Genomic DNA, 17108 nt, shown 5'->3' with positions numbered 1-17108 from the left:
GGGCTGGTGCGGTTCTTGCTACCCAAAATTCGCCTTGGGATGCCCTGAACCGGCGAGAACCTGAACCGTAAACAGCCGAATCTTTCACCAGACTTTTTAGATTTGAGGACCCATAATGACAGCCGAAAACGGACTCACTAGAGTCCAAAACCGCAATTATCCAGAGAGCAACAGCACCGCAACCACGAACAGCGAGACGGCGACTAAATACCAAAACCTGCCGCAGATGCTCCGCCAGCAGGCGGACAGCAGGCCAGACAGCGTTGCTGTGGTCGGTAGCCAGAGCACGATGAGCTACCGCGAACTGGTGAGGCGGTCAAGCCAACTGGAGCGCTACTTGCGTAGTTTGCCGGTGGCGACTGATGACCGGATCGGCCTTTTCGTTGAATCTTCGTTGGATCTTATGGTGGGCACGTGGGGCGTGCTCTTTGCCGGTTGCGGATATGTGCCGTTGGCTCCGGAGTACCCCGAAGAACGCTTGCGGTACATGATCGAGGATTCAGGACTAAACGTAATCTTCACGCAGGCGCATCTTCGGGCGAAAGCACTTGAGCTTGCCGTCCCGGGAGTCAAAATTGTCACGCTGGAAGAGGCGACGGTTTTTGCTGAACGAGCCGATGCCCTGGCAGCACCGGCTGCGGAGGAGGATTTTGCTGCGGAGACGCTGGCTTATGTTATTTACACTTCGGGTACAACGGGCAAGCCAAAAGGCGTGGCCATTGAACACGGCAGCATCGTCAACCAAATGGTGTGGCTCAAAAGCGCCTTTGACCTCGACGAGCGTCGGGTAGTCCTGCGAAAGACTCCGATGAGTTTCGACGCCGCGCAATGGGAGCTTCTTGCCGTTGCCTACGGCTCGCGTGTAGTTATGGGCAAGCCGGATATCTACCGAGACCCCGCCGGTCTGATTGAGACGATTCAGGAATTTGGCGTCACCACTTTGCAGGGCGTGCCGACGCTCTTACAAGCACTCGTGGACAACGAAGATTTTGCCCGTTTTGATTCGCTGGTGCAGATTTTCAGCGGTGGTGAAGCGCTCTCCAAGAAACTTGCCATCAGATGCCTTGAGGTAAAGCCCGGTGCCAAGTTGGTCAACCTTTATGGTCCGACCGAATGCACCATCAATGCGACGGCTTACGTTGTTGACCCAGATACCGTCAAGGATGGACCAAACGTCATCCCGATTGGCCGACCAGTTGCGCACACGAGTCTCTACGTGCTCGATCATCAACTACAACCGGTACCGATTGGCACTCCCGGCGAGCTTTTCATTGGCGGACGTCAGCTGGCACGCGGATATTTGCACCGTCCGGAACAGACTGCGGAAAAGTTCATTACTGCTACGGTGTGCTCCAATGGCCAGCCGGACCGGCTATACCGTACCGGAGATTTAGCTCAATGGAATGAAGACGGCTCAGTGCAGTTTGTGGGTCGGATGGATAACCAAGTGAAACTTCGTGGTTATCGTGTGGAGCTGGACGAAGTTCGGCTTGCTATTGAAAATCACGACTGGGTCAAAAGTGCTGCGGTGCTAGTTCGCGAAGATTCAGATACTGGCCACCAGAGTTTGGTCGCGTGCCTGGAACTCAACCCTCGTGAGGCCGCGTTGATGGACCAGGGCAATCATGGCTCGCATCACCTTTCCAAAAAAGGTCGGGTCCAGGTGCGGGCGCAGCTATCGAATCAAGGGCTAAGGCAAGACGGCGAGCTGGCGGGCAATCCGATTGTTCGGCTCCTGGGCGCTGAAGCAACTGAGGCCCAGCGGCGACTGACTTTTGCGCGCAAAACTTACCGCTTCTTTGAAGGTGGCGCGACGAGTAAGTCTGAGGTGCTGGGTTTGCTGCGCCCCGGTGAATCGCCCCGGTGTGTCCGGAGGGTTTCTCAGACGATGAGCCTGTCGGCGGCTGCCGTGCTCTGGTAGTGATTGTAGTAGTGGTTTTCTAGCTCTACTGGTGGGATGTCTCCGCAGTACTGGTAGAGCCTTCGGTGGTTGTACCAATCGGCCCATTCAGCGGTGCCGATTTCGACTTCTTCTAGAGTCCGCCAGGGCTTGCCGGGTTTGATCAGCTCGGTCTTATAAAGCCCGTTGATGGTTTCCGCCAAGGCGTTGTCGTAACTATCACCCACAGAACCGATCGAGGGGCGGATACCGGCCTGGGCCAGGCGTTCGGTGAAGGCCAAGGAGGCGTATTGAGCCCCGGCATCGTGATGATGAATCACCCCGGAAATCTCAGCCCCGGCCCGTTCACGACTCCAGATTGCCTGATTAACTGCGTTGAGCACTAGCACGGTGTTCATAGAAGCACTCGCTGACCAGCCCAGGATCCTCCGAGAGTAAGCATCGATCACGAAGGCAACATAGACCCACCCGGACCAGGTCGAAACATAGGTGAAATCAGCTACCCATAGCCGATCCGGTGCCGTTGGTGTGAAATCACGGCGGACCAAGTCCTTCGCTCGGGCTGCCTTCGAGTCTTTGATCGTGGTGCGTTTGACCTTGCCACGGACCGCACCCTGTATGCCAAGTAACCCCATGAGCCGTTCTACCGTGCACCTGGCCACCGGCACACCTTCACGGTTCATCGCCAACCAGACTTTCCTGGTGCCGTAAACCCCGTAATTAGCGGCATACACCTTCTGGATCACGGGCTTGAGCACCTCATCACGTTGTTCTCGGTGAGATCGTGTTTTATCCACCCATTCGTAGTACGTGGACGGGGCGGTCTTCACCCCGTCCCAGTAAGCACCTGGCAGATCGACTCGACACCCCACCGCAATCCATTATTCTCGCGGTGACCGGCATGGTCCTTGATGTATTTCACGATCAGTGTTGTGGCGGTCGAGTTCGGCCGCGAAAAAAGCTGAAGCACTCCGAAGGATCGCGTTCGCCCGTTTCAGCTCAGCGTTCTCACGCCGTAACCGTTTCAGCTCGGCCGATTCCGTGCTCGTTGTTCCAGTTCTAGTACCAACATCGATCTCGGCTTGCCGGACCCATTTACGCACCGTTTCCGGCACACCCACACCCAAAAGCTGGGCAACTTTTTGCATCGCCGCCCACGCCGAAGACGCACCCTCCATCTCCGCAACCATGCGCACCGTATGATCCTTCAACTCCTGCGGATACCGTGTCGTAGTTTTCCCTGCCATGTCCTGATCCTCTCAAACAAGAAAGTCTCCGGACACACCGGGGCGATTCAGGTTGTCGCCGTGCTTGGGCCTAGCCAAGATCGCCGAGCGGAATCGCGCGAAACGAATGCGTCGCTTTGCGCAACGGTTCCATTTGCTCGCAGTAGACCTGAGTGGTCTCATGATCAAGGTTGGTCAGTTCTTGTCTTCACGACTTGATGTCCTTCAGCCCGAAATTACCGCGGAGCTTGAGGGTCTGCAAGATGAGGTGCCGCCCGTTCCCTTCGACGCGATTCGTGCCCTGGCCGAGTCTGAGCTGGGCGCGCCACTGGCGAAAATCTTCGCCTCAGTCGAGGAAACTCCGATTGCTGCAGCTTCCCTTGGCCAAGCGCACCGCGCGCAACTTCTGCCAGCAGATGCCGCCGATACCGGGCTCAGTTCTGTCGTGTTGAAAGTGCAAAGACCTGGTATCGAGGCGATTGTTGACGTTGATTTGGCAGCGCTGCGAAAAGTATGCGGATGGCTTAGCCATGTTCGATTCATATCCAATCGGGCCAACATACCGGCATTGGTTGAAGAGTTCGCGAAGACGAGCCGCCAAGAGACTGGCTATCTTCAGGAAGCCGCTAATTCAGCGAGTTTTGCCGCGGACTTTGCCGAAGATCCGCGCGTTGCCGTGCCCGAGGTGGTCTGGGAGCGAACCAGCCGACGGGTGCTCACGCTCGAAGATGTCACGGCAATCAAAATCACCGACGCAAAAGCCCTCCTCGCTGCGGGTATTGACCCCGCTGAAGTTGCACCAGTTTTCGCCTCGATCATGTTTGATCAGATGTTCACTAACGGTTTTTTCCACGCGGATCCGCCTCCAGGAAATATCTTCGTCACGCCGACTAACGATTCATCAGCAGAGCAGCAATGGAAGCTGACGTTTATTGACTTTGGCATGATGGGGGAGATTGGCACTAGCACGCGCAGCGGTTTGCGAAAGTTGCTCATTGCGGCAGCATCTCGTGACGGTAAGGGCTTAGTCGGCGCTATCAGCGATCTGGGCGTGCTGGTGCCATCAGCCAACACCGTCGATCTGGAGCGGGCGATGACACAACTCTTCGCCCGATTTGGGGGTATGGGGTTCGCTGAGCTTCGAGAGGTTGACCCGCGTGAATTCCGGGATTTTGCCACCGAATTTGGCGACGTAGTTCGCTCCTTACCCTTTCAGCTGCCGGAAAATTTTCTGCTGATCATCCGAGCGATGTCCTTTACCTCAGGGGTCTGTAGCTCGTTGAATGCGAAGTTCAATCTATGGGACTCCGTGGAGCCTTATGCTGCCCAGTTTTTGCGCGACGAGCGCGTCAACGTAGTTCAAGACCTTGCCAAGCAAGGGCTGGAAATTGCCGGAATAGCGTTAGCATTGCCAAAACGTCTGGACGGCGTCCTAGGCCAGATTGAAGATGGCTCGCTTTCGGTGTCCACGCCACGCCTTGAGCGCCAAGTTGTCTTGCTCAACCGGATTGCGCAACGTGCTGCTTCTGCCTTGGTCTTCGCTGCGTTGCTGATCGCCGGCGCCCTGGTTCGCGCAAACGACGCTGTACTGGGCAACGTGCTGATGATCGCCTCCGCGTTGCCGCTACTGCGCGGCTTATGGTTGGGCCGACGTCGCCGCTAAGTAAATTGATTCGCCGAGTAAGCTGATTCACTGCGTAAGCTGCGCCGGTGCTGAGGGCACCACCACTCGCCGACCGCGGCTGTGCCCAGCCTGGCTGTCTCGCTGCGCTTCCGCGGCGGATTCGAGCGGGTAAATCTTCTCGACCGGAATGTGAAGCTTTCCTTGTGAGATGAGGTTGCTGGCTTCGATAAGCGCATCTGGCACACTTCCAGCCACGCCAGAGAATCGAACCCCGAATTCCGCCGCGCTGAGGTCTGCAATCGATACCACCCGCGCAGGATCACCGGTTAGCTCGACAAGTTCCGGCAAAACTCCCGAGCCGGCAAGGTCGAGAGCGGCGTCCACTCGACCAAGCTGCTGTACACGTTCAACCCAACCAGCACCGTAAGTTGCGCCAAGAGCGCCTAAGCTACGCAAATAATCTTGATTTGCCGCCCCAGCAGTACCGATTACCTTGATGCCACGATCGCGGGCAATCTGTAGCACCGCTGATCCCACACCGCCAGACGCGCCACTAACCAGCAGTGTTTGCCCGGCTTGCACACCAACTTCTCGGATAATTCGCAGCGCCGTTTCCACTACCGAGGCGTAGCCAGCAGCCTCCTCGAAAGCTAGGCCCTCCGGCATCGGAGCCCAAGCGGATAGCACAGCGAACTCGGCGTACGTGTTTGTTCCTTCGCCAAAGACGTGGTCGCCCACTTTGTAACCCTCGACGCCCTCACCAATCTGGTCAACCACGCCGGCTGCGTCGATGCCAACACCTGAAGGCAGCTCAATCGGATGCGCTTCGAGGAACTGCCCCTCGCGTATCCGCCAATCGACCGGGTTTACTCCCGCCGAACGCACCGCGATGCGTACTTGGCCAGGACCGGCATCGGGCGCTTCAGCGTCAATAATTTGCAGAACTTCTGGACCGCCGAACTCGGCGAAACTCATCATTTTCATACGATGCAGCATAACACTAACAGTTATGGTTTTAGAACAGTTAGTGTATCGAATCTGATAGCTTTAATTCATGACTATGCCGCCTGGACGACGTGAGCGTAAAAAAGCTGCGACTCGGCAGAACATCGCTGATACCGCGCTGCGGCTCTTTCTAGAGCGCGGTTATGACGAGGTCGGTATTCGTGATGTTGCCGCGGAAGCGGATGTAGCAGTCACCACGCTCTTCGCCCATTTCGCCTCGAAAGAAGCTTTGGTGTTTGAACTGGATGAAGATTTTGAACAACGTCTTGTTGGTGCGGTAACTGAACGAACAGCGCAAGAGCCGTTCATGCCTGCCTTACGCAGTGAGGTTCTGGCGCTCGTACAGCACTGCGCGGCGGAAAACGCCACGCCAGTTTGGCGGCTCATTGACGAAACTCCGGCCCTTCGCCGGTATGAAGAGTCAATGCGGTCCCGGCATGCCGTGGCTCTTGCCAACGCTCTCGCCGCGCATTTGGGATTAGCCGAGGTGTCAACGGCTTGCCGGATGATCGCAAGGTTCGCCGTCGATGCGATTTCACTAGCTCGTGAGGCGGATAGCCCCGAGCCTGCTGTGGCTGAGATCTTTCGGATGATCGAGGCCGCTTGGGCAGTTGGCGCCGCAGATACTCGCTAACGTTGGCCAGTGGGCCGAATAATGAGCTCGTTGACATCGACGTCGGCTGGCTGGGAAATGGCGAAACTGACCGCCCGGGCAATAGCGTCCGCCGGGATCTGCGCAGCTCGGTAGCCAACCATCAAATCAGCAGCATGCGGATCGGTGATGTGCCGGGCAAGTTCGGATTCGGTCACGCCGGGCGAGACGGTGGTGACCCGGATTGACGGATCGGACTCTTGGCGAAGCCCCTCGGTCAGCGCCCACGCCGCGAATTTCGTGACGGAGTAGATCGCTGACGTGGGGGAGACTTCGCGGGCACCAACCGAAGCAATGGTGATGAAATGGCCGGACTTAGCCTCCTGGAAATGCGGCAGCACAGCAGCAATGCCGTTGTATAACCCGCGTACATTGACCTCGAACATCCGGTCCCATTCATCGCCTAAGAGCGAATCGCGCCGGGAGAGCAACATCTGGCCGGCGTTGCCCACCAGAACGTCAAGGCGTCCGTGCCTTGCGACGACGTCGGTGATGAGTGTGGCGAATGCTGCTCGGTCGGCGACGTCGAGCAGGTAGGCTTCGGCAGAATGTCCGTCATTCACGAGTTCGGCGACGATATGTGTTCAGTCGATCCAGGCGTCGGCCGGTGAGCACTATGTGATGGCCTTCAGCGGCAAGTCGGCGCGCGATCGCCTCGCCGATTCCGCTACTCGCACCGGTGACCAGCATGACTTTTTCGTTGAATTTATTGTTCATGACAAAGATTCTGCTGTTCGCTCGACGCCGGGTGAAGGCCGTCTTGTGCCTAGGAGTACTGCACCCTGTTCGAGCAAGCCTTACCGCGCTTTCATCGACCGCCTTTCTCAAGGTATTCCGGGCCGTTGTAATGTAAGCGCAATGTGGCAATGCGCTCGTTCTCAAAGGTGAAGAACTCGGCGAACATCATCGGCCCGCCTGGCATGGTGGCGGTATAGAGTACGGCTGAGCCGGCGTCGTCGTGCACGTCCTGAATAATCTCCAGTTGCTGCACAGTGCTGATGAATCCCGCGACGCCGCGCAGAAATCCTTCGGTGGTATTTTGCAGGTGTCCGGCAAGTGCACCCGTGAAGTCCAGCTGCTCAGTCAGGAGCTCGCGCATCCGCGAACCGCCCTGGTAATCGGTGGCTCCGCCTTGCAGAATACGGTAGTAGCTGTTCAACGTCTCCGGTGCGTTGGATGACAATTTATTGAGCATGGCAATCCTCCCGAATCGACAATAGTGCTTTATTATCTCAAGTAAGAGCTTGATAAAGTCAAGGGGTTTTGCACATGAAGTCTTATGGCCAGCTGTGCGCTGTTGCGCAATCGCTCGACCTTATTGGTGATCGATGGACGCTCCTGGTGGTGCGGGAGTTGCTAATTCAAGGCTCACTCCGGTTTGGCGAGCTGCAGCGTGGGTTGGCTGGCATTGCAACAAATCTGCTGACGCAGCGGTTGCGCTATCTGGAGGATCACGACGTCGTTGCGCGCGAGCAGACGGCGGGAGTTATGGGCTTGGCCGTCTATCGACTGACGGAGCGCGGGGAAGCACTCGACGGCGTCATCCGCGAACTTCTCAAGTGGGGTGCCCCGATGGTCCCGGCTGCTTCCCCGGAGGCCGCCTTCCAGATGCATTGGCTCAGTCAGCCGGCTCAGTACTTGCTTCAGGATCATAGGCCGCAGGCACCCGGAAGCACCATCCGGTTTGGCACTATAGAGGACGGATTTGACCTTACTGCCGCCGACGGTATGGTCAGCACGGCGCCTTGTTCACGCGAGGCAGAGATCCGAGCAATTGTGTCTGGCCCCGGACCAAGCCTTGTGGCACTTTTTCAAGGGATCCTGGATCTCGCTGCTGCCGAAGCGCGTGGCGTTGAAGTTCAGGGCGACGTCAAGGCACTGTCTCGCGTCCTTCCCTGACAACGCCCTGCGCGGAAAATTTGGACTGGGATTCGCTGGGTTCTGCCTAGGAGTGCCGCACCCTGGTTTGGTCCGGGTAGCCGCCCTAAAATGATAGCCATGGCTGAGAATCTATTGGGCGAGTATCTGCGCGCACGGCGCGCTCAGGTCAGTTCCGAAACGCTCGGTCTACCCTCGCACGGTCGCCGACGGGTACCTGGCCTGCGCCGCGAAGAGGTCGCAACCCTGGCTGGCGTCAGCGTTGATTACTACATTCGGCTGGAGCAGGGGCGCGAGCGGCATCCTTCCGTGCAAGTCCTCGCGGCACTTAGTTCGGTGCTGCGCCTTGAATCTGACGCGCAGCAACATCTTTTTCGCTTGGCCCGGATAGTTCCTACGTTTCAACCTGCTGGCAGCGTGGAACGTGTTAGCCCGGAGTTGCTCTCGCTATTGCATATGTGGCCCAATAATCCGGCCCTGGTCTTGGGCCGCGCCTACGATGTGCTTGCTGGCAATCAACTCGCTTACGCGCTATTCGAAGAGTTTAGCTTTGGGCCCAACCTGTTGATGCAGATCTTCTTGGCGCCAGAGGGTCGTTCCTTCTACTCCGATTGGCACAAGGTCGCAGCAAACAGCGTCGCTGGCTTCCGAGTTTTGCACGGTGAGTTCCCTGAGGACCCCAGAATTGCTGAAGTTCTTCAGACCCTGCTGACTTCGAGTCCTGATTTCGTCGAACTCTGGGCTCGGCATGATGCGCAGGGCAAGCTCCTTGAAAGCAAACGATTTCGGCACCGAGCGGTTGGCGAGCTGACGCTGCAGATGAACGCTTTCGCGGTGAAAGCCGTCCCGGGACAGGAACTGATCGTGTATCGCGCTGCACCGGGCTCGGCCAGCGCTGACGCGTTGACGCTACTCGGCACGTTAGTGGCATCAGCTGCTAACTAACCTCGGCCAGCGACTAGCTGATCAACCACCCAGAGCAGCGCGGATGTTCGCTGCAGATTGTCCTAGTCGGTGAGCAACTGACTGTACCGCTGGGTAGATACACGGCGGCGATTGCTGCCGGAGCCCTGCCACGTAACGGCAACGGCACAGCGACGGCGTGCAAACTGGGGATCACTTCATCCTGGCTTTCAGCCCATTGACGCTCGGCAGCTTGGTGGATTTGCTGGACTAACGCTGCCCCGACCCCTGGCGGCCAAGCTTCCGCTGGCAGCTGGCTGAGTATCGCTTTGCCGGGCGCGCCCAAGGTAATGGGATGGCGGGTTCCGGGTCGTTGTGCAACAGTGCCCATCGCGTGCCGTGGTTCCACGCTCAGCAGCGTTACGCATTCGTCCCGTTCCAGCACGGTGAGGAAACAGGTTATGCCCAGTTCATTCGCTGCCGTGGTGAGTTCCGGCATCGCCTCGGCTTGCAGGTCCCGGGCGACGCCGGCGGCTAGCGCGGCTAGGCCGGAGCCGAGTTGGATTCGACCTGCCACGTCGCGGGTGAGTAAGTTATGCATCTCCAGGGTGCGAATCAAGCGATAGGCAATGGATCGGTGCACCGACAGTTGATCGGTGAGCTCGTCAATAGATAACGGCTGTGGCGCTGCTGCCAAGATCTCTAAGACCTGAATACCTCGGCTGAGCGTTTGCGAAGCCGCCGACGCATTGCCCACGCCGCTTGAATTTTTCGCCATCGAGACCATTTTCATTGCGGACCGAAACCAGCTCGGTTACGATCTATTCCAATAGTAGAATTCATTGTTCGATAATAGAATATCTACTTTGACGCTGACGTCAACAGCAACTCGATGATGACTTGTGAGGAATCCATGCAGTTTCACCACCATGGCTATGTATCCGGTGACCCGCGAATAAGCCCAGCGGCCGGAACGGGATTGAACCGTTCCGAAGAGCTTCCGGACGAAGTCGATGTGCTGATTGTTGGCGCCGGCCCAGCTGGCATGATCCTCGCCGCGCAGTTATCGCAGTTCCCCGGTATTAACACGCGGATTGTGGAGCGGCGACCTGGCCGACTCGCAATTGGCCAAGCTGACGGTATTCAGGCTCGTAGCGTGGAAACTTTCCAAGCCTTTGGCTTTGCCGAACGGATCATTAGCGAGGCTTACCGAATCACCGAGATGAGTTTCTGGGGCCCCGACGCAAGCGACCCTAGCAAAATTACTCGGACGGATCGGGCTGTTGACGATGCGATGGGAATCAGCGAATTCCCGCACCTGATCGTCAACCAAGCTCGCGTATTGGACTATTTTGCCGAGGTCATGAAGAACTCACCAACTCGGATGACGCCAGACTTTGGCTTGGAATTTCTTGATCTCGAAGTAGCTGAGCATGGTGAGTTCCCGGTAACCGTGACGCTGCGCGATACCGCTGGCGATCGAATCGGTCAACAGCGCCAGGTGCGCGCAAAATATGTTGTCGGTTGCGACGGCGCTCGCAGCCCGGTGCGGGAGTCAATCGGCCGAACGCTGTTAGGCGATCAAGCATTTCATGCCTGGGCGGTCATGGACACGCTCGCCGTCACCGACTTCCCTGATATCCGGACTAAGTACGCCATCCAATCTCAAGCTGGCAGCATTTTGCACATTCCCCGGGAAGGCGGCTACCTCTTCCGGATGTATGTTGACCTGGGTGAAGTTGCCGCGGACGATGACGGCGCGGTCCGTAAGACGACGGTCGAAACAGCGATCGCCAAGGCAAATTAAATCTTGCATCCCTATACGCTCGAGGTGAAGGACGTTGCCTGGTACAGCGTTTACGAGGTCGCGCATCGGCTCACTGACCATTTCGACGACGCCTCAGACCAGAGCGGCCGATCACCGCGAGTTTTCATCACCGGCGATGCTTGCCATACGCACAGTGCAAAAGCTGGGCAAGGTATGAATGTTTCGATGCGGGACGGGTTTAACCTCGGTTGGAAACTTGCGCAGGTGTTGACCGGACTAAGCCCGGAAAGCTTGCTGGATACCTATTCCGCAGAGCGTCAGGTGATTGCCAAGAATCTGATCGACTTTGACAAAGAATGGTCTACCCTGATGGCGAAGAAGCCCGAAGAGTTCGAAGACCCCAAGGCGCTAGGCGAGTTCTACGTTCGTACTGCCGAGTTCCCGGCTGGCTTTATGACGGAGTACCAGCCCTCGATGCTGATTGGTGAAGCACGGCATCAGGAACTGGCAACCGGCTTTCCGGTCGGGAAGCGATTCAAATCTGCGCCGGTAGCCAGAGTGGCGGATGGCAACCCGGTGCAGCTAGGCCATCATCACCGTGCCGACGGACGCTGGCGGATCTATGCCTTTGGCGCGAACGGTGCAGAAGGCAGCGCCGCGCTAACCGAATGGGCGCAATGGTTGCAGAGCGCTCCGGAATCACCCGTAGCGGCGTACACGCCAAGCGATGCTGGCATCGACAGCGTTTTCGACGTGAAAGTGATCTTCCCACAGCAACACATCGACGTGGATATCACCGCAGTGCCGCAGATTTTCTTGCCGCGCACCGGACCATTTGATCTCATCGACTACGAAAAGATCTATGCGGCAGATCCGGAAAATGACATTTTCGCCTTGCGCGGGATTGATCGCTCGGCAGGCTGCGTCGTCGTTGTTCGGCCGGACCAGTATGTAGCCCAGGTGCTGCCGCTGACCGCGACGAGTGAGCTCGCCGAGTTCTTCAAAGGCAATATGCTCGCCGCGCACTAATTCGCGGATTGGGCCAATGCGTCCAGTTGCGTATCGAGCCTGGCTTCGGTCAGGCTAAGTCGACTTTCGACGTCGAGCAGCCAATCGTTATCGCTCGCCAGAATAGCTGCCGAGTCACCGTGCATCCGCTCGAACTCTGCAGCTTGTGGCCCGCCAAGACCCCGGAACCCGGCCACCATCGCCACTGGATCTAGTGCGCTACGGAACTGGGTTTCATCAAGCGGGATCTCTTGCCCTGCGGTCGCACGATAAATGCGTTGTGCCTCGCTGAACGGAATCTCATCAGCGAGTAATCCAGCACCCCGGCCAAAGGTTACCAACTCTGAAGCGAACTGGTGCCCAGTATGAAAGGGCACATCGGCATCGCGTTGCAAGATGTTGGCTAGCTCTGAGGTCGTCGAATAATCGGCCCGAACCTCGGCCAGCGCAGCCGCCGAATCTACCCGCAAAGCGGCAACGATTGCGTTGACTTCGGCCAACATGGCTACCGTTCTTTCAAGCGTGCGGGCTGCTTCGCCGCGTTTGTAATCGGTGAGCCCAGAACTCACATTATGTGCGGCAAATGCTGTTGATACGCCGTCGCCCACCACTTCGCTAGCTAACAGTCGCGCTCGATTCAGCGCCACCGGATTGCGCTTTTGTGGCATCAATGTGCTGGGAGCCAGCAACGCGTCGTCATCGAGCAGTAGCCAAGGCTTCGCGTGGTGGAACTGGGCGTGCACATCTTGCACAAAAGTGCCCACGGAGAGGGCAAGTCCCATCGCACCGGCCGCGACTTCAAAGCCCACATCAATTGGCGATAACTGCACTGCATCGAAGGAGTTCTGCACCGGCTGATCAAAGCCCAGCAGCTCGGCTAGCCGCGTCCGATTCACCGGGAAACTAGAGGTAGCCAAGGCAGCGCCGCCCAATGGCGAGCTGTTTACGCGCGGAAAGGCCTCCGTGAGGCGCTGCGATGCACGTTGTAGAGTCGCCTCGTAGCCCAACGCCAGGTGTCCAAAGCTCACCGGTTGTGCCTGAACTCCGTTCGTATAAGCCGGCAGCACCGCCGTGCGGTATTGCGCTGCCAACCGAAGCAGGCCCGCACGTAGCTCAGAGAGTCCGTGCAGGACCAGAAGGAGGCGATCCCGTAGCAGGAGTCGGTGCACAGTTGCCAAAATGTCCTGCCGACTACGCCCAGCGTGAATTCGTGAGCTATCTGGCCCAACAATCGCCCGAAGCAGCGGGCCCACCTGTAAATAGTCGGTCGGCCGCTCCGCGCCGGGAAGATCGGCCTCAGCGATGATCTTTCGGAGCGCCGACGCAGTTTGTGCGCCGATATTTTCCGGCGCGATGCCTTCCTCGACGGTCATCACGGTTGACGCTTTATCCAACTGGCAAAGCCAGAAAAAGATATCCCGCTTTTCAAGTGCGAAGGTATTAGGCATGGGATTCCTTAGATTTTTTTGACCAGGCCAATACCGCAATCACCATACTGACAACGGTCACGCCAGCCAGTAGTCCTGCGCAAGCCGGCCAACCCCCAGCGGCATAAAACGGTGCCGGCACGATTGCGCCGATGCTGCCGCCGGCATAGTAGGAGGTCAAATACAGGCCGACGGCGCTGGACCGGGCCGCTTTGCCGGACTCCGCGGCGTATCCGGTAGCGCAAGACTGCGCGGAAAAGACGCCAGTTGATGAGCCTGCCAGGCCGGTAATCACTGCGGGGACCGCCGGAATCATCGTGACGGCCAGGCCAGCGAGTGAGACCACATTGGCCGCCGCGAAGGTTTTTAGCCGACCGATTCGGCTGATCAAGCGGCTAGTAATTGGCGTGACCACTACCGCGACCAAGAACACGGCAAAAACTGCGCCAATTTCAAAGACACCTAATCCGAAGGTCTCTAAATACAGTCCGGAGTAGGTAAAGGCACCAACCTGGAGGAACAGAATGGACGCGCCAATCAGGCACGTTGCCAAGAGCCGCCAATTGCGGAAGTGCTGCCCGATGCCGCGCAAACTCGCCAGTAGCGAAGTGGACCGTTGAAAGTTGGACTCGCGCGGTAACCAAGCGACTGTGCTGATCAAGACGAGCAAGAGCACAAGGCCAAGCAAGATGAAGGAAGACCGCCAACCAAATGCGGTGGTTACCGCGCCGGAAAGGAATCGCCCACAAAAGCCGCCAAACGCGGTACCTGAGATGTACAGCGCGTTGGCCGCGATCACCGTCGACCCGGAATACTCTTCAGCCAAATAGGTAACCGCAACTGCGAAAACAAACGGAATCAGCAAGCCTTGCGCAAATCTGAAGACCATAAGCGCTTCAAAGTTCCAGGCCGCGGCGCAGGCTAAGGTCACCACGGAAGTTGCCACAATGGCGGCAACCATAACCCGTTTCCGGCCCAGATAATCAGAGACGGAGCCAGCAAAAGGTGCCATCACAGCAACACCTAAAGTCGTGGCGCTAATCGTCCAGGTGGTGAGATTGAGCGGAACGTTCAGATCCCGTGCCAGCGCAGGTAACAACGGCTGGGTTGAGTAAATATTTAGTAGTGCGCATAGTCCCAATAAAAAGACCACAACCTTAGCTGTGAATCGCACTATGCTCGCTCAAGTAGCCAGTTGAGGTGCCGGCGAACGGCGGGCCATTCGCCGTTGATGACGCTGTAATAACAGGTGTCTCGAAGCGTACCGTCGGCAAGAATCAGGTGATTGCGCCAAATTCCTTCTAATTTAGCGCCTAACCGTTCAATTGCCCGGCGGCTGGCTTGATTGAAAAATGCGGTGCGGAATCCCACGGAGATGCAGTCATATTCTTCGAAAGCCGTGGTTAACAAGAGCAGCTTCGCCTCGGTGTTGAGCGAGGTACGTTGCACGCTTTTGGCGTACCAGGTGTGGCCTATTTCCAGCCGACAGTTGGCCGAATCGACGTTCATGTAACTGGTCATTCCCACAATTTTGCCCTCGGCGTTGATCACCGTGAACGGCACCATTCGCCCTTCATTCGCGAGCGAAAGCCGCCATTGGATTTCCTCGGCCATTCCCTCAGGGCGCGGCACCGCAGCAAACCAGTTGTTCCACACTTCGCCGTCGCGCACGGCATCGATGAGCGCAGCTTCGTGCTCGCTTTGTAGCGGAACCAGCGTCACCGAAGTGCCAGCGCTACTAAACGGCGTAATCCAATTTTTCGTCTGGGCGATATGACTCATGAGAGGGCTCCTCCTAGGGAAACGAGTCGGGTGCCAACCTTGCCTAGATATTCTGTCATCGCGGCGACGGCTGCGGCAGCATCTGCGGTCACTCGGGAATCTACCCCCGGTGATGGCAGCATATTGGTGAAATAGTTTGGCCCCTCAGTGAGGTGCCCCAAGGCACAAATGTTGGCGGTGTAATCGCCGTCAATGCCGATAAGTCGACCAACCTTGTCAATGTCAAAGCCGCCAGGACGGAACCAGCCATTTTGGAAGGGTCGGGCAAGGCCAGACTTGAGCAGAGATTGAGTCAAAGCTGAAGTGTCTCGTTCCGGCATGAAGGTATCCAAGCTTGCGCCGATGACTACATCGCAACTTGTGGCTGATTCGGACTGCTGCTCGCTTTCAATCACGAACTGCGCGGAGTCAGAGTCCAAGCGGACCTTAGCGCCGGGACCGGCAGCAAGTTGCAACACACCGCTGTCAAACAGCGCTCGCCATTGAAGTGAGCGTGAGGCTGGTGGTCCTGCCGCAATGGCATTAAACATTGGCGCGTAAAGCTGGTTGAAGCGCTGATGTGAGGCCGGGGTCAGTCCGCGATGTTCGACGGCGATTCGCAGCTCGTTGCGTAAGTCGCGAACCGCGTCGGTGGCAGTTTTGATCGGGTTTGTTTGATTCCCTTCGGCTGCCCGGTCGGCATCCATCGTGAGGAACTGAGACATCACTGATTGGTGCTCAGACAAGGACGTCTGCGTCAAAGTGGGGTGGTTGGCGTCCGCCGGTAATTGCAAAATTGCTTCGACGTCGTTGGCATTCGGAGTTGCCCCGATGGCTCCCGCGGCAACTTGCATATCTGCAACCAGCAGTGGGAGTACTTGCTCTTCAAAGTCCAGCTGCCCATCGCGCTGACGTAGCGCCTGGATCTGCGCACCAGTCAGGAAATTAGCTTGATAGGACTCAGCATGTGCTTTCTGGTTGACCGCTCTGGCCCAGAAAATTCGATTGCTCCGCGAGTAGACAAAAATCTGTGGTTCACCACCACTGGGTCGATAAGTGAGTCCGCCGCCGGCCTTGGCTACGAACCGACCACCGCGACCAATAGTCAGACTGGCTACTGCGTCAATTGCGGAAAGGCCCATGCCGCGCACCGCAACCCTGGTCTCGGGTGCGATGACGTCGAACTGCTCCAATGGGTAGCAGCTACGGAAGTAATTTAGTCGTCGGTTCGCCCGGAAATTATCGATTGCGAACTGTTCTAGAGCATCGTCGTCGGCCGTGGGTTGATTGGTGCTGTGGCCGGTGGTGAGGAAGACGAAATCTGCATCCAGGGTTGCGCCATTTGCCAGCTGGAGGGTCCACGATTCATCTGCGTGCCGTTGGATTCCTTCGGCAGTGCTTTGATGCTCCTGAATGGTGATGGTTTCGGGTGCCTCGCTCAGGAATCTCCGATAGCAATAGGAGAGATAGTGGCCAAGAACGCTCCGTGACAGGTATTCATGGTCGTTAACACCTGCCCATTCTGCCAAGCTGGGGCCGCTAATCGGGGCGCCAGCTGCGGCGGAATCACCGGCTCGAAACATCGAAACTTGGCCGGAAATGGTGTTCATCAGCAGATAGTTGGGCTGGTCCAAGCGATGAGTCCCCGCACCTGGCGGATTTGGATCAACAAGATGGACGGTCATGGTGTCCCAGGGGTTACCCAACGAGCTGCAAATTCTTTCCAAAACGCTGAGTCCTCGCGGACCAGCTCCGATGATGGCGACTGATACGTGCATTAGTTGAATCTCCCAGATACATGAATCTTTGTAAAAGGTAAAATGAACAGGTGTAAAATTTTCATAAGTTTTTGCGCGCGCAGAATTCTATTTATGGAGTTTGTTGAATAATATAGGTGAGCTTATGTGCTACAAAAATCTAGGATAATTGACTATTTCACTTAATGCAAATTATTCG

Annotated in this window: 14 protein-coding genes and 2 pseudogenes; 6 read left to right on the top strand and 10 right to left on the bottom strand. The window is 57.1% G+C overall.

Going from position 1 to position 17108, the window contains the following annotated elements; genetic code table 11:
- Positions 1 to 115: 115 nt before the first annotated feature.
- On the top strand, positions 116 to 1921 hold the full coding sequence (locus RSAL33209_RS08060; protein ID WP_012245241.1) for a non-ribosomal peptide synthetase: 1806 nt from the start codon (positions 116 to 118) through the stop codon (positions 1919 to 1921).
- Here the strand turns inward: RSAL33209_RS08060 and RSAL33209_RS17050 are convergent.
- Positions 1882 to 3147: pseudogene (locus RSAL33209_RS17050) on the bottom strand (IS3 family transposase). The gene RSAL33209_RS08060 and the pseudogene RSAL33209_RS17050 sit on opposite strands and share 40 nt — an antisense overlap.
- A 106-nt stretch (positions 3148 to 3253) precedes the next feature.
- On the opposite strand from RSAL33209_RS17050, the gene RSAL33209_RS08045 reads away from it, so the two are divergent.
- Positions 3254 to 4789 carry an ABC1 kinase family protein gene (locus tag RSAL33209_RS08045; RefSeq protein ID WP_049759078.1) on the top strand — a complete coding sequence of 512 codons (1536 nt, stop codon included), beginning with the start codon at positions 3254 to 3256 and terminating at the stop codon, positions 4787 to 4789.
- 27 nt (positions 4790 to 4816) lie between these two features.
- Here the strand turns inward: RSAL33209_RS08045 and RSAL33209_RS08040 are convergent, their stop codons facing one another.
- Complete coding sequence (locus RSAL33209_RS08040; protein WP_041684598.1) at positions 4817 to 5734, bottom strand: NADP-dependent oxidoreductase; 918 nt, start codon at positions 5732 to 5734, stop codon at positions 4817 to 4819.
- Between the two features lie 70 nt (positions 5735 to 5804).
- Between RSAL33209_RS08040 and RSAL33209_RS08035 the strand changes: the two genes are divergently transcribed.
- On the top strand, positions 5805 to 6389 hold the full coding sequence (locus tag RSAL33209_RS08035; RefSeq protein ID WP_012245237.1) for a TetR/AcrR family transcriptional regulator: 585 nt from the start codon (positions 5805 to 5807) through the stop codon (positions 6387 to 6389).
- Here the strand turns inward: RSAL33209_RS08035 and RSAL33209_RS08030 are convergent.
- The 3 genes from RSAL33209_RS08030 to RSAL33209_RS08025 form a co-directional block, all read right to left on the bottom strand.
- Entirely contained in the window at positions 6386 to 6970 is a 585-nt protein-coding gene (locus RSAL33209_RS08030; RefSeq protein WP_012245236.1) for an SDR family oxidoreductase, read from the bottom strand. The genes RSAL33209_RS08035 and RSAL33209_RS08030 overlap by 4 nt on opposite strands.
- Positions 6963 to 7124 carry an SDR family NAD(P)-dependent oxidoreductase gene (locus RSAL33209_RS19230; protein WP_169305779.1) on the bottom strand — a complete coding sequence of 54 codons (162 nt, stop codon included), beginning with the start codon at positions 7122 to 7124 and terminating at the stop codon, positions 6963 to 6965. Before RSAL33209_RS19230 ends, RSAL33209_RS08030 begins: the two co-directional genes overlap by 8 nt.
- Positions 7125 to 7215: 91 nt before the next feature.
- The gene (locus tag RSAL33209_RS08025) at positions 7216 to 7602 is read right to left on the bottom strand and encodes a nuclear transport factor 2-like protein (protein WP_012245235.1); all 387 of its coding nucleotides are present in this window, start codon (positions 7600 to 7602) and stop codon (positions 7216 to 7218) included.
- A 74-nt stretch (positions 7603 to 7676) separates the two neighbouring features.
- On the opposite strand from RSAL33209_RS08025, the gene RSAL33209_RS08020 reads away from it, so the two are divergent.
- Positions 7677 to 8306, top strand: a complete 630-nt coding sequence (locus RSAL33209_RS08020; RefSeq protein ID WP_114597604.1) for a winged helix-turn-helix transcriptional regulator — start codon at positions 7677 to 7679, stop codon at positions 8304 to 8306.
- Positions 8307 to 8405: 99 nt separating this feature from the next.
- Positions 8406 to 9230 (top strand): helix-turn-helix domain-containing protein, encoded by an 825-nt coding sequence (locus RSAL33209_RS08015; RefSeq protein WP_041684597.1) that lies wholly within the window; start codon positions 8406 to 8408, stop codon positions 9228 to 9230.
- Between the two features lie 13 nt (positions 9231 to 9243).
- Here RSAL33209_RS08015 and RSAL33209_RS08010 read toward each other — a convergent pair whose 3' ends face one another.
- Positions 9244 to 9966 carry an IclR family transcriptional regulator gene (locus RSAL33209_RS08010; protein WP_233494153.1) on the bottom strand — a complete coding sequence of 241 codons (723 nt, stop codon included), beginning with the start codon at positions 9964 to 9966 and terminating at the stop codon, positions 9244 to 9246.
- Between the two features lie 135 nt (positions 9967 to 10101).
- On the opposite strand from RSAL33209_RS08010, the pseudogene RSAL33209_RS08005 reads away from it, so the two are divergent.
- Positions 10102 to 11985, top strand: a pseudogene (locus RSAL33209_RS08005) (FAD-binding monooxygenase).
- Here the strand turns inward: RSAL33209_RS08005 and RSAL33209_RS08000 are convergent.
- The 4 genes from RSAL33209_RS08000 to RSAL33209_RS07985 are packed head-to-tail and all read right to left on the bottom strand — an operon-like array spanning position 11982 to position 16930.
- Positions 11982 to 13412 carry a lyase family protein gene (locus RSAL33209_RS08000; RefSeq protein WP_012245229.1) on the bottom strand — a complete coding sequence of 477 codons (1431 nt, stop codon included), beginning with the start codon at positions 13410 to 13412 and terminating at the stop codon, positions 11982 to 11984. The pseudogene RSAL33209_RS08005 and the gene RSAL33209_RS08000 overlap by 4 nt on opposite strands.
- Positions 13405 to 14565 (bottom strand): MFS transporter, encoded by a 1161-nt coding sequence (locus RSAL33209_RS07995; RefSeq protein WP_012245228.1) that lies wholly within the window; start codon positions 14563 to 14565, stop codon positions 13405 to 13407. The genes RSAL33209_RS08000 and RSAL33209_RS07995 overlap by 8 nt, the downstream gene beginning before the upstream one ends.
- Positions 14565 to 15173: a GNAT family N-acetyltransferase gene (locus RSAL33209_RS07990; protein WP_012245227.1), complete on the bottom strand. Its 609-nt coding sequence runs from the start codon at positions 15171 to 15173 to the stop codon at positions 14565 to 14567. The genes RSAL33209_RS07995 and RSAL33209_RS07990 overlap by 1 nt, the downstream gene beginning before the upstream one ends.
- Positions 15170 to 16930, bottom strand: a complete 1761-nt coding sequence (locus RSAL33209_RS07985; RefSeq protein WP_012245226.1) for an FAD/NAD(P)-binding protein — start codon at positions 16928 to 16930, stop codon at positions 15170 to 15172. The genes RSAL33209_RS07990 and RSAL33209_RS07985 overlap by 4 nt, the downstream gene beginning before the upstream one ends.
- Between the last annotated feature and the right edge of the window lie 178 nt (positions 16931 to 17108).

This window comes from Renibacterium salmoninarum ATCC 33209 (assembly GCF_000018885.1).
Lineage (GTDB): Bacteria > Actinomycetota > Actinomycetes > Actinomycetales > Micrococcaceae > Renibacterium > Renibacterium salmoninarum.
The sequence above is the reverse complement of the archived record's forward strand: the minus strand, read 5'-3'. Positions and strand labels throughout refer to the sequence as shown.